Source organism: Nonomuraea sp. NPDC003709 (genome assembly GCF_040610775.1).
GTDB classification, from domain to species: Bacteria; Actinomycetota; Actinomycetes; order Streptosporangiales; family Streptosporangiaceae; genus Nonomuraea; species Nonomuraea angiospora_A.
Genome location: NZ_JBEXMW010000048.1, coordinates 1 through 13,807, shown reverse-complemented (window position 1 = coordinate 13,807; position 13,807 = coordinate 1). Strand labels below are relative to the sequence as shown.

Sequence of the window (13,807 nt, the reverse complement as noted above, 5' to 3'; positions counted from 1 at the left end):
GCCCAGGCGAGCCACACGCAGCCGAGCGGCCCTGAGCTCACCGGTCATCGTCGGAGGGGGTCAGGAAGTCCTGGAGCTCCCGGTGCCGGAACTGGTACGTGGCGCCGCTGACCCGGAGCAGCCGGGCCTCGCAGGCCCAGTCGAGAAAGGCCCACAACCGCAGCGGCAGCAGGCCGCGCATGGCCGCGACGACCAGCCCGATCATCGTGCGGGCCCAGGCGATCGCCCCGAAGGACAGCCCGAAGGTCACGCCGCCGACGAGCGCGCACACCAGCGACTCCACGACGCCGGTGTTCATGACGAACACCAGGAAGGCGCCGACGCCGCCGGTGAGGCCGAAGGCCAGCCCGATCGTCGGGTTGCGGTGCAGTGCCTCCCGCGGGTGGGCCAGCTCGGCATCCCTGCTCCAGCCCCCGGTAGCGATCTTGAAGACGACCCCCAGTGTGAAGGCGAGGGCGAAGGTCCCGGCGAGCCCCACGGCCAGCGGCAGCGGGCCGGCGTGGGCCAGCCGCAGCGGCACCAGCCCGATGATCGCGCCGCACAACCCGAAGCCCAGCAGCGTGATGGGCTCGGCGTGGAGCACCTCGGGGACGGTCATCCGCTCGGCGCCCCGCTGTCCTGCCGCGGTCAGCCCGATGACCGCGCCCAGCACCAGCCCTCCGGTGCCGCCCGCGGCGACGGCGAAGCCGGGCCCGAAGACCTTCCCCTCGGTCAGCACGAGTCCGGCCAGGCCGCCGAGCACCCCGACGGGCGTGCCCGCCAGGGCGCCCAGCAGGCCGCCGATCACGCGCCGCCGGCGGGGGACCTCGCTGCGCCCACCGGCGGCGGCCGGCCAGGGCGACAACGACAGGCCGGTGGCGATCGCCACCCAGCCCGCCATGAGCGTCAGGGTGAGCAGCCGCTCAGGGCCGGCTCCAGCATCGTCAGCCGCCGACCCCGTCCAGTACGCCAGCATCGCGACGACCGCGAAGAGCGCGCAGACCAGGCAGTGCAGCGCCCAGACCCGCCGCCTGCCGCCGATCGGCCACAGCAGGTGCGGAACGATGTCGATCGCCGTCAGGCCAGGCGGCGGCCGGTCCACCTCGGCGCCCCGGGCGGCCTGCCAGCGCAGGTGGGCGGCCAGGTGCACGAGCCACGACCGCACCTGTTCCGCCTGGTACGGAGCCCCGTGGGCGGTACGGGGCGTCAGCACGGTCGCCGCCGGCACGTACGCCTCCAGCAGCCTCCTGACAATCCGTGCCACCCCTTCACCGGTGTCGAGCCCCGGATCCACGCGGAGCAGCCCGGCGGGATCGGCGCCGGACTCCACGGCGGTCACGGTCAGCACCAGCCGCCAGGGTGTGGCGAGAGCGGCGTGCACGGCCTTGCCCGCCGGACCGGACAGCGCCCCGTGGATGGCCTCGCGGTGCGCGCCGTAGAGGTGCCCGTCCGGCCAGCGGGTGCGCAGGTACGCGCCGATCTGCTGGCCGGTCAGGTTGTGCAGGTGGATCCTGGCGGCGTTGTCGAGCCCGGCCCCGGCCTCGCGCAGTTCGGCGTGACGGTCGGCGCGGCAGGTCACGACGACCGCGCCCGGTCGCCGGCCGGACAGGTCGCTGTAGCGGTTGAGCTCGGCCAGCAGCCCGATCGCCCGGCGCGGCGGGCCCCACGCCGGCTCGGGGTCCAGCTCGTCCAGCCCGTCCACCACCGGCAGCACCCGGCGATCGCGTACCAGCCGTTGCGCGTCCCTGGCCGCGAGCCCGAAGTCCTGCGCCAGTTGCTCGGCCAGCCAGGCCTCGAACGGCCTGCCAAGGGTCCAGCGGGCCGCGCTCAGCCGTACCGGCACCAGTTGCCCCTGGTCGAGCCGGCCGCCGGCGGCGAGCACGGGCTCCAGCAGTTGCAGCACCAGCTCGATCGCCAGCACCGTCTTGCCGGCCCCCGACTCGCCCACGACCAGCAGGCGCCGCAGGCCCAGGTCGCCGAAGAACCGGCCGATCGTGTGCAGGTCGCACTCGGTCTCGCCGGTGTCGCCGTACAGGCTGAAGGAGAGCGCCGCGAGGTTGTAGCCGCCGAGCAGCCCCTTGCGCGCCCTGTCCTCCTCGCGGACCACGCGGCGGGTCAGCAGCTCGACGGCGGGATCGGGCGTGGAGACGGCCGGCGTCGCCGGCGGCTCGGGGACGGACGCGGACGGTTTCGCCAGGGCCGTCCTGGCCGCCCGCCAGCGTTCGAGCTCGCCGGGGATCAGCTCGGCCGGGTAGTCGCAGTAGTGGAAGCAGGCGGTGACGAAGGCCCGGACGAAATCCCACCGCGGCAGCCGGTCGGCCTGCCGCAGGACGTGCGAGACCGTGCTCTTCGGCAACGCGTCGACCGTGGCGCCGTCCGTGGCCGTCGTCTGGCCGCCGAGCGAACGCAGCTTGCTCAGGGACGGCTCGCCCGCCCACTGCTTGAGCCGGGCCAGCGACCGTACGAAGTCGGCCGTGCTGCCCGCCTCGGCGGGATCGGGCGGACGGGGACGCTCCTCGATCATTCCTCTCCCGCCCGCACCAGCGCCCAGCCGAACTCGTCCCTGCCGCGCCGCGGCCACCGGCCCTCCAGGCACCGGCCCTCCAGCGTCTGCACGTGGCGCGACTCCATCAGGAAGTTGCGGGCCTCGTCGGCCTCCACCAGGTCACGGCCGACCGCGATGGGCACGAACCCGTGCCGGGGGATGTACACCCAGCGGCCGCGGTCCCAGTCGTAGGGGTCGAACCAGCGGTGGCGAACCGTGCCGGACACGCGTACCTCCGGTCCGTCCCTGGTCAGCACGAACGACCCCTGCGAGCGCAGCAGGCTCATCCTGCTGACGTAGAACAGCTCCGTACCGATGAAGGCGTTGATCCGCGCGTCCCAGTAGTCGTGCAACCAGCTCGACTCCCCCTCCCGCAGCTGCCGCGCCGTACGGGCGAGCTGCCGTTCGAACCGGCGCTGATTCTTGCGCTCGGCCTTCTTGATCACCTTGAACGAGCGCAGCCACCGCAGTGACATCGTCCTCGACGCGCCCGCGCCGTCCATGAAGTGCTCCAGGAAGTCGGACGCGATCGGGTGGAAGTCGCGGCCTCCCTCGACGATCGAACGGAACAACGCGACCAGTTCCGGGACGGGTCTGCCTGTCCGCCGCCGTAAGCCTCGCAGGAACATCCGTGTTCTCTCCGTGGTCGGGTCCAGGATCACGTGCACGTCTGGCGGTACTCCTCCTGGGGCACGAGATTCTCCCACTCCTCTCGGGTGAGGGATCGGCCCGCGTTGGCACACGCCGCGGCCACCAGGTCGGGGGGTGTGCGGACGTTCCACAGCCGCGCGGTCCTGTCTCCCGAGGCCGTGGCGACCGTCGTCCCGTCGTCGCTGTAGACGAGGTCGGTCACGCCCTTGGTGTGGCCTTTCATCGCGGGGCCGAGCCGCCGGTAGGTCAGCAGGTCCCAGAGTTGCACCTCACCGTTGGTGAGGCCGGTGGCGAGGACCTTCCCGTCGGTGCTGAAGGCGAGCGAGGTCGTCATGCCCTCCTCGGCGATCAGGCCGATGCCGACCGCACGGCGCTGCGGCACGTCCCACAGGCGCACGCTGTTGTCGTAGGCCGTGACGGCCAGCCGCTGCCCGTCGGGGCTGAAGGCCAGGTCGTTGACGAATCCGCCGTGAGCCGTGAACGTCGGGCCGGGCAGCTCCCGGCCGGTGGCGACGTCGAAGAACCGGATCCGGTTGTCGAAGCCCGCGGTCGCCACGATCGTGCCGTCGGGGCTGATCGTCATCGCCGTGATGACGTCGGTGCCGTCGCGTACGGTGATGCGCGCTCCGGTGTCCCTGCGGCTCGCGATGTCCCAGAACACGATGGACTTGTCCCGCTGGGCGGCGACGAACCTGCCATCGGAGCTGATCCTGGCCCAGTGAAGCGACTTCTCGTGCGCGACCTCGCGGCGGCTCGCGACGTCCCAGAGCCGTATCCCGTCCGCGCCCTCCGACAGGAGTGTCCGCCCGTCGGGAGTGAACTCCACCCGGTACGCCGCCGCACGGCGGGCGCCCTCGGGATGCAGCGGCGGGCCGAGAGGACGCTGGGTGGCCGCGTCCCACAGCTGGAGGTCGGGGCTCTTCTCGTCGGCGACGCCGGTGGCCAGAATCCGCCCGTCCGGGCTCAGCGCGACGGCCCCCTGCGCCGGCACGCGGGTCCCCTTCTGCTGGAGGACCTGCGGGTCGGCCAGCCGGACCACGCCGTCATTGCTGGCGGCGGCCAGCACACTCCCGTCCGGGCTGAACGCGATGTCGTCGACACTGGCGTAGTTGTCCCAGAGCGCGAACAGCTGCTGCCGGCTGGCCGTGTCCCACACCACGGTGCGGCCGCTGTCCCCGCCGGTCGCGATCCGCGTGCCGTCCGGGCTGAAGGCGACCGAGTAGTAACCGGCCGTGCGGTCCTTGAGCATCCCCTTCGGCTTGCGCGTGGCCACGTCCCACACCCGGCCGGTACGGTCCCAGCTCACGGTTGCCAGGGTTGACCCGTCCGGGCTGAGCGCCGCGTCGCCGAGGGCCTGGGTGTGCCCCGTGAAGGGGGCGCCGAGCTGGCGGGAGGTGGCGGTGTCCCAGAGCCGCGCGGTCTTGTCCTCCCCGGCGGTGACCAGGATCTTCCCGTCCCTGCTGTACGTCACCCCGTGGATGGCGTGCCCCTCGTCCGGACGGCCCATGGGAGCCCCGTGCGGGAGGCGCGTGGCCACGTCCCACTGCTGGACCACGCCTCTGCTGTCGCCGGTCGCCAGCGTTCTCCCGTCCGGGTTGAATGCGAGCGCCGTCACGACCCCCTCGGCCTTCACCTGGGCGCCCAGCTCGCGACGGGTGACCACGTCGTAGAACCGGACGCTGTCGAGGCACGCCGTGGCCAGCGTCCGGCCGTCGGGGCTGAAATCCAGCCGCACGCTCGAACAGTCGTACTTCGCCCGGGTGATCGGAGCGCCGAGCTGCCGCCGCGTCGCCGTGTCCCACAACCGCGCCGTCCCGTCGTCGCCCCCCGTCGCGATGGTCGCGCCGTCGGGAGTGAACGCCACCGCCGTGACGCCCCGCTGGTGCCCGGTGAGCGTCCCCCTGCCGGTACGGGTCGCCGCGGTCAGCACCCGGTTCCTGGCCTCGTTGGTGTGCGCGATCCGCCACGCCGCCACGGCGAGCATCGAGGCCAGGGCGGTGTCGCCGGTGACCTCGCTCTGCGCCGCCAGCTGGCGGGAGCTGGCCAGACCGCGTTGCCAGTTCGCGTCGGCCGCGGCGTTGACGGCGGTGCCGGCCGCGGCGAGGGCGAGGACCGACAGCGCTGCCAGACCCGACATGACGAGCCGGCGGCGCCGGGTCACCCGCCGCGCCTCCCGCGTGGAGGCCGCGACGAAGCTCTCCACGGTGGCGCCGGGCGGGGGGAAGCTGTCGGGGTCGCGCTCCCAGCGGGGCCGGCTGTCCTGGACCGCCAGCAGCCGGGGTCCCCGGTAGAGAAAAGCCGGGTCGCGGTGGTTCTCCGCCCACTGGGCGGCGGCCTCCAGGAGCCCGTCGTACACCGTCTGCGCGGCGAGGTCCGGTTCGAGCCACTGCCGCAGGGTGGGCCAGGCCGTCAGGAGCGCGTCGTGGGCGATCTCGGCGCTGTCCTCGTGCAGGGTGAGCAAGCGCCGGTCGGCGAACGCGGACAGCAGCGCCGCCGTCCGCTCCAGGTCCTCCACCGAACGTGCCGACGCGGCGGCGTGCAGCTCGGCCAGCGTCGCCCGGCGCCGCGCCACCCGGCCGCCCGCGGTGATCGTCGTCATCCGCCGGAAGAACCTGAGCGCCGCCTTGCGATCGTCCGGCCGCAGCCCGTCGAGGGCCTCGTCGGCCGTACGTCGTACGGAGTCGCGTACCCGGCCGGAGTCCTCGTACCCCCGGACTGTCAGGGTGTCCTGCTCGCGCCGCTCCCAGGTGTTGCGCAGGGCCTGGGAGAGCAGGGGCAGGGCGCCGGCCTCGTACCGGTCGCCGGCGCGCAGCTCCGCCAGGATGATCTCCACCAGCCCCTGTTCGAGCTCCAGGCCCGCCGCGGCCGCGGGGCCGGTGATGGCCAGCCGCAGGTCCGGCTCCGTCATCGGCTCGACGATGACCTGACCGTCCTGGATCGCCTCGGCGAACTGCGGGTAGGCGGCGCACCGGTCCCAGTAGTCGGCGCGCACCCCGACGATCACCCCGCCGCCGTCCGCGCCCTCGGCCAGGGCGTGCAGGGCCCGTACGAACGCCTGTCGCTCCCGCTCGTCGCCCACCAGGGTGAACAGCTCCTCGAACTGGTCGACCACCAGCACGAACCGCCCGGTTCCCGCGACGACCTCCCCCGGATCTTCCCGTAATCGCTCGGCCACGGTCTCGACCAGCCCGCCGAACTCCCCCACCCACACCCCGGCGAGCGCGCCGAACGGCTTCGCGCTCGGCGTCACCAGCAGGCGCGGCCAGTCCTTCGACCCGGCCAGCGGCAGCATCCCCTCCGCCAGCGCCGGCATCAGCCCTGCCCGCAGCAGCGACGACTTGCCCACCCCCGAGGCGCCCGAGACCAGCAGGATGGATCCGTGCCGCGCCAGCCGCCTCCCCAGGCGATCCAGGAGGCTGCGGGTCGCCCGCGTACGCCCGAAGAACAGTTCGGCCTTCGTGCCCTCGAACGGCACCAGACCTTGGTAAGGGCACACATCGTGGGATCGGCCGGCCCCGCCTCGCTCGCCCATGGCGCTCATTCTGGCCAATCGCCCGCACGCCCTCAATCACGTTTGCGCGGATAGCCGGATTCATCCGCCCCGTCCGATTCCGTCCAATGCCGTCCGACCAGTGGCCTGAACAGCCGGGACGCGGTTTCGATGGTCGTGGTTGTTCGCGGGGGCAGGACCGCCGAAGAAGACGGGGGTGTCGGGATGTCATTGGGGACGCTGCTACGCATGTGGCGCAGGAGGGCGCTGCTGACGCAGGAGCAACTCGCCGAACGGGCGGGTCTGAATGTCAGGACGGTGCGTCGGCTGGAGAACGACGGGCTGTTGCAGCCGCGGACCACCTCGGTTCTGCAGCTGGCGAAGGCGCTGGAGCTGGACGGTGCGGAACGGGCGACCCTGAACGCGGTCGCCCGTGGCCGCCCCACCACAGCCTTGGCTGACCCGTCTGTGACCGGCCCGAGGCCGTGGACCATCCCCCGGCAGCTGCCCGCCGACGTCGCCACGCCGGGCGTCCGGGAACGCGAACTCGCGATCGTGGAGGACCACACCACCACCATGCCTGAGCTGAACGAGGCCGTCGTCTTCGTCAACGGCATGGCCGGGACGGGCAAGACGGTGCTGGCCGTACACGCCGCCCACCGCCTCGCCCCTCGCTTCCCCGACGGGCAGCTCTTCGTGGACCTGCACGGCCACGCCCAGGCGACGGCACCGGTTGAACCGGGCGCCGCCCTCGCCCGCATACTCCGCACCATGGGCGTCCCGGCGGAACACATCCCGTGGCACCTGGACGACCGCGCCGCGCTGTACCGCAGCGTCCTGGCCGGCCGCAGGCTCCTGATCGTCCTGGACGACGCCGCCGACGAGCGCCAGCTCCACCCGCTCCTGCCCGCTACCCCCGGCTGCCAGGTGATCGTCACCAGCCGCCACCGCCTGACCTGCCCGGGCAACGCCCGCATCCTGTCCCTGGACGCCCTGCCTCTGGCAGAGGCGATCACCCTGTTCAGCCGCACTGCCGGATGCGACGGGGACACGCCTCCGGACGTCCTGGCCGAGATCGTACGCCGCTGCGGCCTCCTCCCCCTGGCCATCCGCATCGCCGCCGCCTGCCTCCAGGCCCACCCCGCCTGGAACGCCCACCACCTGCTCGACCGCCTGGCCGCCGACCGCCTCACCGAACTGACAGCCGGCCACCAAAGCGTCACCGCCGCCTTCGACCGCTCCTACGAACGCCTGCCCACCGACCAGCAAGAGGCCTACCGGCTCCTGGGCTCGGCCCTCCACCCGGCCTTCGACCTCGACACCGCCGCTGCCCTGCTGAACACGACCACCACCCAGGCGATCCGGCTCCTGGACCACCTCCTGAACGCCCACCTCCTGCAGGAGCCGGCCCCGGGCCTGTACCGGCTCCACGACCTGATCCACGCGCACGCCTCCGCGCTGTGGCCGCCGGACGGTGTCAGGGCGCCCCTCCGGGTCCGCTGCCACACCGCCTTACTGACGTAGCCGGCGGCGCCTGGCCAGTACGCGGGCCGCGCCGATCCGGCCGGTTCATCCGCGAGGTCTACAACCTGCGCCCGCGCAGGACCGCTGGGAGGCCGGCGGATTCATCCCACGCATACCCGACTCGCTTGCTGCTCACCGTCGCCCAGCCCCGCGTCGTCCACACTGATCCGAACCCCGAACGTGCCCTAGCTCGGGCGGGCCGTGCCGCCTGTTGAGCCGGACCCGACGACCGCGGACGTCTTCCGGCGGCCAAGGCCGAGGGCGAATCTGGTGGGTCCCCAGCGTCGCACGACCTCGTAGGTGGTCAGGCTCAGCGCGAACGACACGGTCATGATCAGCACGTACGGCAGGGTCCCGGCGTCGGCGTGCTCCAGAACGTAGAAGCCCACGGCGACCAGGAACGTCTGGTGCAGGACGTACATGGGGAAGGCCGCCTCGTTGCAGTACGCCAACGCCTTCGACCCGCCGTTGAGGTGCCGCCTGCCGTACCCGAGCATGGCCGGCAACGCCGTCCAGCAGGCGAGGTCGCGCACGGCTGTCGCCGGCAGGCCCTCTTGACCGCCGAGCATGAGTACACCCGCGCCCCCGCACACCGCCAGCACCAGAAACAGCGGGCGCCACCGCTCGATCATGTCCATGATCGCGTCGTCGGTGGCGATGAGGAAGCCCAGCATGAAGTAGGCGGCGAAGACGAAGATGTTCTTCCCGCCCACCTCAGGCAGGTACGACAGCGCGGTCAGCAGCACGACCGGCAGCAGCGCGGGCAGGGGCCGCCGCAACCAGCCCGGGGTGTAGCCGCGCCTGACCAGAGCCAGCATCGGCTGCACAAGCGCGGCCGAGATGAGGAAGAGGAACAGGATGAACCAAAGGTGCGCAGGCGAGATCCCGCCCTCGTACTCCGACCAGTCGGAGAAGTCGGTGAAGTACTTCCACAGGAAGCCGGCGTAGGAGCCCTCGTAGCCGCGGTGGAACCGCATGGCGTAGTACGCCTGCGGCGGAACGACGACCAGCACGCCGAACAGCAGCGGCACCAGCAGCCTGGACACCCGCTCGCTGACGTAGCGCCCCGCCGACCTGCGCTTGAGCGCGTAGAAGCCGGCCGAGCCGGCCAGCAGGAACAGCAGCGGCATGAACCAGTAGGACAGCTGCACGGCCATGTTCTGAAGGCGAGTTGTGGTACCACTCAGCCGAGCCCGAGGTGCCTGGCCAGGATGGCTACCTGGCCGGCGAACCGGTCGAGGAATTCGGACGAGCGCGGGTCGACGCCGCAGGTGCCCTCGATGATATGCGGCAGTGTGGTGGGCGCCATGGTCATCGCCATCAGCATGACGACCAGGCAGGCTGGATCGAGATCGGCGGGCAGTTCACCGGCTTCTTGCCGTTTCCGCAGCTCGTCGATGGTTTCGCCGAACATGCCGGCCGACGGGTGCGCGTCGGATCCGGTGTATTCGAGCCCGTTCCAGGCCAGCAGGCGGACCCCGTCCGGGTTGCGCAATGCCTCCAGCGCATAGCGGCGTAGCTGCTCCGGCAACGGCGTGCCCGCGGGCGCCAGCGTGGCCTGTCGTTGCTGCCACTGCCGCGAAATGGCTTGGTACAGGCCCTCTTTACCGTCGAAGTAGTACGAGATCAGCTGCACGTTCACTCCGGCGCGGGCGGCGATCGCGCTGATCCGGGCGCCCGCGTAGCCATGCGCGCCGAACTCGGCCATCGCGGCGTCCAGGATCAGCGCGCGGGTGCGTTCGGGATCGCGCTGCCGCTCCTGCGGCTTGGGGGACCTTCGGGGTTTCGACGCGGACATGCACGCGATCATATCTTCACCTGGTTCTATCAAGCGGCCGTTTGAATGTATCAAATGAACGCTTGACAGCGTTGCTCCCCAGGCGCACCATTGGGGCCTCGCAGCCAACAAGGGGAGTGAAATGCCGGAAAGCACAAGGATTCTCATCGCCGGTGGCGGTGTCGGCGGCCTGGCGCTCGCGCAGGCGCTGCACCATGCCGGGCTCGATGTCGTCGTCTACGAGCAGGACCCGACACCCCGCACCCGGAACCAGGGCTACCGGATCCACCTCGACCCGACCGGCAACGCAGCACTGGCCGACTGCGTCCCACCGGACGTACTGGCAGTGCTGCGCCGCACCAGCGGCCGCAACGGCGATCTGGTGACGACCTTCACCACCGGGCTGCGGCAGGTGTTCACACAGCACTTCCCCGACATTCCCGCCGACCAGCTCACCGCCGTCGACCGCAACACCTTCCGCCAGGGCCTGCTCACCGGCCTCGAGGACGTCGTCCGGTTCGGGCGCACAGTATCCGGCTATCAGGTGACCGGCTCGGGACGGGTGCGGGTCGAGTTCGCCGAAGGCGGCAGCGACGAGGGGAATCTGCTGGTCGGCGCGGACGGCGTCGGATCAGCCGTTCGGCGCCTGTTGCTCCCCGGAGCGGTGGTGCACGACTTCGGTCTGCGGTGTGTGTACGGCCGGATGCCCCTCACCGGATCGTTGTCTCCCGAGGAATTCGAGCGTGGTCTGTGCTGGGTTTCGGGTGGCAGCACGTGCGGCGCCGGGTTTGGTACCGTCCGGTTCCGCACCCCCGTGGACGGGCCGCAGGACTACCTGATGGTCACCCTCGTCGCGACCCCGGATCATCTCGGCGTCACGGACGAGAGGCTGTTTCGCATGTCGTCGGAAGAACTGTGGAAACTCTCGACGGACACCGTCGCCGACTGGCATCCGGCTATTCGCGAAATCTACGCCCGCGCCGACACCGAATCGTTTTTCCCGATCACGTTCCGGATCAGCGAACGGATACCGGCGTGGGCGCCGGGCCCGATCACCCTGCTCGGCGACGCGGTCCACACCATGCCGCCCACTGCGGGGGCCGGAGCGAACACCGCGCTGGCCGACGCCGCCACACTGGCGGATGAAATCCTTTCCGCCGCACGAGGCGGGAAATCTTTGGTCGAAGCCGTTGCGGCTTACCAGGCAATCATGCTGCCGCGTGGTTTCGCGGCCATCGACAACTCGCGGCGCCTGGCGGCACAGATGTTCGCGGCGAGCTGATCAACCGCCTCTCAGACCGGTCCACGCGGACAGCACGGCGAGCGGGGCCCCGCAGACTGAGAACGCGCTGCGCAGCCGATCGAGGCCGAGGCGCGCGAGACCTGGAGGCCCTGTTTCTCGACCTGGAGGGCGTGTCGGCGCGGGCACAGGCGGCAAGAGACTCTCGACTGGGCTGAAGGCCCCTCTGCAGGACACCGCTCAAGATCCTCGGAAAGACCGGAGAATCTACTTGAACACGGCATCACCCCGCCGCCGTCACATGACGGTCAAACGATCAAGAGGCCAGATCCGCAATCTTGGGATCTAGCCTCTGAGCTGGTGAAACTCTGTGGGGCTACCAGGACTTGAACCTGGGACCTCTTCCTTATCAGCCTTTACCGCACGTTCAACCCTCTGTAGTCAATCAACTACCTGCTCCGTAAAATTGCAGGTAGAACGACGATTGAGTGCCAGCGAGTGTCATCGGAGATCGGTCCGTGCCACACCGTCCTGATGGCAAATCGGTGGCAGAAGATCACACAGCGAGAGGGGTGAGCGCCGGTGGGATTCTCTCGACAACGCATCGGCACGGGCGGCAAGGTCCGTTACGCGGCCGTCTACCGGGACCTGAAGGGCCAGATCCGGCACGCTGGCACGTTCGCCACGGAGAAGCAGGCCGACAAGGCATGGCAGCGAGCCGAGTCCGAGGCTGCCAAGGGACGCATTTGGGATTCCAAGCGAGGCCGCCAACCATTCAAGGACTACGTCGAAGATACCTGGCTTCCCAACCATGAGATGGAAGCCAGTACCCGGCAGAACTACACGTACGTCATCCGGAAGCACCTGATCCCAGAGTTCGGATCCATGCGGATGATCGACATCATGCCCGAACACGTCCGGGCCTGGATCGCTGCAGCGAAAGCCGCCGGGACAAAGCCCGTGACCATCCAAAAAGGAAAGATCATCCTTAGCGCGATCTTCACGACTGCGCTGAATGACCAGGTGACGTTTCTGCACCCCTGCAAGGGCGTCAAGTCCCCGCCCGTCGCGGCCAAGCCCCGCACGATCATCACCCCGGAGCAGTTCGACGTCCTCTATCAGGAGCTGCCCAACGAAGACGCTTGCCTGCTGGTCGAAACCGACATCGAAACAGGACTGCGCTGGGGCGAGCTTACGGAGCTGCGCGTGCGGGATCTCGAGCCGAGGACCAGGATCCTGACGATCAGCCGAGCCGTTGTCGAGCTGAATCCCAAGTTCCATCCCCAAGGCGGGCGCTTCCTCATCAAGGAATACCCGAAGGACAAGGAGTTCCGCCGCTTCAAGATCAGCAAACAGCTGGCGGACAAGCTGGCAGCCCATATCAAGCAGAACAAGCTCGACCCGGACGATCTCCTGTTCACCTGGCGAGTAGAACTCACGGCCACAGCTCCCCCGCCGGCCTCGTCACCAGTCGCTCTCGGATTCACAAGGCCTGACGCTGGGGGAAAGACCTACCAGCACGGCACCCTGATGGCCTACAACATAGGGAAATGTCGATGCCCGCACTGCCGGGCCGCTCTCGCTCAGTACCGTGCCGAACGACGCCGGATCAAAGGCGCGGACAAGCCTCGCCGTCCTCGGGCCGTCCGAGAGACGGATGGACATATTCCCGCCGAAGCGTTCCGCAAGCAGATATGGAAGCCCGCTTTGGCCAAGGCCGGACTCACGATCAACGTCCGAATTCACGACCTTCGCCACGCGCACGCCTCATGGTTGCTGTCTGGCGGTGCTGACCTTCAAGTAGTCAAAGAACGACTCGGCCACGCCTCCATCGCCACCACTGAGAAGTACCTGCACACGCTGGACGACGCGGACGAGACCGCCTTGGACGCGTTCTCAAAGATCCGCAACCGTTCAGCACGATAAGAAGGGATCTGTCCGAGTGCATGCGCCCCCGGACAGACCTTGATCCTCAACCCTGACGAGGAGGGCCAAGTCTCTTGAATGGCAGTACACCTGGCCAAGGCTGGAGGGCGCCAACCTCAGATGCGATCATTCGCCGGACCACAACGGCGGCGGTGGCGATCCTCGCCGGGATTGCCGCGTTTGTCAGCTACCGTCACATGCACGAACTCGCCATTCGACACGGCGAGGAGGCGTGGTCAGCGGCATTGGTCCCGCTGAGCGTCGACGGCATGATCGTCGCCTCTTCGATGTCCATCCTCTACGCGAGCCGACATGGGAAGCGAGGCAGCCCCCTTGCCTGGACACTCCTGATCGTGGGCAGCCTGGCGAGTCTAGGCGCCAATGTTACGGTCGCCGACCCTTCCACAATTGCCCGCATCGTCGCCGCCTGGCCTTCCTTCGCCTTGATCGGCGCTTACGAGATGCTGATGGGCCAGGTGAGACAGGCTCGTGAAGCGCAAAAGAGCACCGAGGAGCATGCTCCAGCCTCTCTTTCTCGTTCGTCCGCTGAGTATGAGGCGGGCGATGGAGGCTGCAGTTCGGGTTGCGTCCACGGGAGTGGTGTACGAGTTTGGCCTGGTCACAGGCGTGGCGTCGTGAAATGAAGACGGCCATCGCGTGATCCTTCGAGTAGCA

9 protein-coding genes are annotated in these 13,807 nt (G+C 69.7%); 4 read left to right on the top strand and 5 right to left on the bottom strand.

Translation table 11 applies throughout. The annotated features are described in order from the left end of the window. Nucleotides 1-37: 37 nt before the first annotated feature. The 3 genes from ABZX61_RS62575 to ABZX61_RS62565 are packed head-to-tail and all read right to left on the bottom strand — an operon-like array spanning nucleotide 38 to nucleotide 6,707. On the bottom strand, nucleotides 38-2,503 hold the full coding sequence (locus tag ABZX61_RS62575; protein ID WP_355211983.1) for an NACHT domain-containing protein: 2,466 nt from the start codon (nucleotides 2,501-2,503) through the stop codon (nucleotides 38-40). Then, the gene (locus ABZX61_RS62570) at nucleotides 2,500-3,192 is read right to left on the bottom strand and encodes a hypothetical protein (protein WP_355211980.1); all 693 of its coding nucleotides are present in this window, start codon (nucleotides 3,190-3,192) and stop codon (nucleotides 2,500-2,502) included. Before ABZX61_RS62570 ends, ABZX61_RS62575 begins: the two co-directional genes overlap by 4 nt. After that, entirely contained in the window at nucleotides 3,183-6,707 is a 3,525-nt protein-coding gene (locus ABZX61_RS62565) for a WD40 repeat domain-containing protein (protein ID WP_355211977.1), read from the bottom strand. The genes ABZX61_RS62570 and ABZX61_RS62565 overlap by 10 nt, the downstream gene beginning before the upstream one ends. Nucleotides 6,708-6,890: 183 nt before the next feature. On the opposite strand from ABZX61_RS62565, the gene ABZX61_RS62560 reads away from it, so the two are divergent. Beyond that, the gene (locus ABZX61_RS62560) at nucleotides 6,891-8,189 is read left to right on the top strand and encodes an NB-ARC domain-containing protein (protein WP_355211974.1); all 1,299 of its coding nucleotides are present in this window, start codon (nucleotides 6,891-6,893) and stop codon (nucleotides 8,187-8,189) included. 185 nt (nucleotides 8,190-8,374) lie between these two features. Here the strand turns inward: ABZX61_RS62560 and ABZX61_RS62555 are convergent, their stop codons facing one another. Further along, nucleotides 8,375-9,346: an acyltransferase family protein gene (locus ABZX61_RS62555; RefSeq protein WP_355211971.1), complete on the bottom strand. Its 972-nt coding sequence runs from the start codon at nucleotides 9,344-9,346 to the stop codon at nucleotides 8,375-8,377. Between the two features lie 26 nt (nucleotides 9,347-9,372). After that, nucleotides 9,373-9,987, bottom strand: coding sequence for a TetR family transcriptional regulator (locus ABZX61_RS62550; protein WP_355211968.1), 615 nt, complete (start codon nucleotides 9,985-9,987; stop codon nucleotides 9,373-9,375). A 121-nt stretch (nucleotides 9,988-10,108) separates the two neighbouring features. On the opposite strand from ABZX61_RS62550, the gene ABZX61_RS62545 reads away from it, so the two are divergent. The 3 genes from ABZX61_RS62545 to ABZX61_RS62535 all read left to right on the top strand — a co-directional run bounded on the left by ABZX61_RS62545 (nucleotide 10,109) and on the right by ABZX61_RS62535 (nucleotide 13,776). Then, nucleotides 10,109-11,248, top strand: a complete 1,140-nt coding sequence (locus ABZX61_RS62545) for an FAD-dependent monooxygenase (protein WP_355211965.1) — start codon at nucleotides 10,109-10,111, stop codon at nucleotides 11,246-11,248. 540 nt (nucleotides 11,249-11,788) lie between these two features. Continuing rightward, nucleotides 11,789-13,132, top strand: coding sequence for a tyrosine-type recombinase/integrase (locus ABZX61_RS62540; protein ID WP_355211963.1), 1,344 nt, complete (start codon nucleotides 11,789-11,791; stop codon nucleotides 13,130-13,132). Nucleotides 13,133-13,206: 74 nt separating this feature from the next. Beyond that, nucleotides 13,207-13,776, top strand: a complete 570-nt coding sequence (locus ABZX61_RS62535) for a DUF2637 domain-containing protein (RefSeq protein WP_355211960.1) — start codon at nucleotides 13,207-13,209, stop codon at nucleotides 13,774-13,776. The last annotated feature ends 31 nt before the right edge of the window (nucleotides 13,777-13,807 follow it).